Annotated in this window: 1 protein-coding gene; it reads left to right on the top strand. The window is 39.7% G+C overall.

Going from position 1 to position 1,725, the window contains the following annotated elements; translation table 11 throughout:
• Positions 1-1,706, top strand: a 1,706-nt coding sequence (locus A6M55_RS17435; RefSeq protein WP_409012484.1) for a WD40/YVTN/BNR-like repeat-containing protein, incomplete at its 5' end; no start/stop codon positions are given.
• Positions 1,707-1,725: the final 19 nt, after the last annotated feature.

Below are 1,725 nucleotides of genomic sequence, written 5' to 3'. Positions count from 1 at the left end.
TGGGTGTGCCAATCGTGCGTTCGGAAGATGGTGGTAAAAGTTTCAAAAGTATCGAACGAGAAAACGTACACTCAGACCACCACGCTTTATGGTTCGACCCTAAAAATCCGAAACATTATATCAACGGAAATGATGGAGGAATAAACATTACCTACGATGATGGTAAAACTTGGTTCAAGGCAAATTCAATTCCAGTTGGGCAGCTTTACCATGTTTCGGTCGATATGGCCAAACCTTACAATGTCTATGGTGGCTTGCAAGATAATGGTGTTTGGTTTGGTTCATCAACTAATTCGTTCGATTATAATTATGGCATTTTCGATAATGGCGATGGCTATAAATTTTTGCTCGGTGGTGATGGCATGCAAGTACAAGTAGATTACCGAGATAATAATACGGTTTACGCAGGTTTTCAGTTTGGTAATTATTTCAGAATCAATAAAGCAACCAACGAACGCAAAAGATTAGAAGTTCCACGTGAATTAGGCGAAGCTCCTTTCCGTTTCAACTGGGAGTCTCCACTTACTATTTCACGCCACAATCAAGATATTATCTATTTCGGTTCAAATAAATTTCATAGAAGTTTTGATAAAGGCGATACTTTCAAAACTCTTTCGGGAGATTTAACCCGTGGCCGCAAAGAAGGTGATGTACCTTTCGGAACACTCACAACCATCGAAGAATCGCCAAGTAGATTTGGTTTGATTTACACAGGATCAGATGATGGGTTGATTTATGTGACTAAAGATGGTGGTTATACTTTCACCAAAATCATGGATAAACCGAATCTTTGGGTAAGTGGCATTGCGGTTTCGGCTCACGCTGAAGGAACGGTTTATGCTTCACTAAACGCTTATCGTGGCGACCATTTCAAACCATATTTGTTTGTTTCGACCGATTACGGCCAAAATTGGCAAGCAATCGGTGCAGATTTACCCGCCGAACCAATCAACGTGGTAAAAGAAGACCCGAAAAATGCCAATATCCTTTATGTCGGAACGGACAACGGATTATACATTTCAATGGATAAAGGCAAAACTTTTATGCGTGGTAATGGCGACGGAATGCCAAGTGTATCAATCCACGATTTAGTGATTCATCCACGAGAAAACGAATTGGTTGTCGGCACGCACGGACGCTCGATTTATATAGCTGATGTGAAGCCTTTGCAAGCATTGAGTAACGAGGTTTTGGCCAAAAATATTCATATATATGATTTACCTGCAATCAATTATAATGCGTCGTGGGGCAGAATGTTTGATAAATATGCCGAGCCAGAAGACCGTAAGTATAACATCACTTACTATGCAAAAGCAGCAGGAAAAGCAACAATCAAGATTCAGACAGACAAAGGATTAGTTGTAAAAAATATTTCGGATGAAGCCGAAGCGGGTTTAAATAACGTAAACTTCGACCAAGCGATTGATGTAGCTGCCAAAAGCGAATACGAAAAATACTTAAATGAGGTAAAGAAAAAAGATGATAAAGAAATCAAACTGGAACTTGCCGATGATAAAAAGATTTATTTCCGCCCAGGAAAATATAAACTTATCATCGAACTCAATGGCGATAAAGTAGAAAAAGACCTTGAAATCAAAGCATCGGAGCGTCGTTCACGCCGAGCCATGAGTCCTAAACCAACAGCTTCGCCATCTGAATTTGAAGAATGGTACGAAGAAATGGGTTTTGAAGAAACGAAGAAGTAAATTTGTAGCACAATTTTCT

Source organism: Emticicia sp. MM (genome assembly GCF_001649495.1).
Note: the sequence above shows the minus strand (reverse complement) of the source record. Positions and strands in the feature narration are given on the sequence as shown.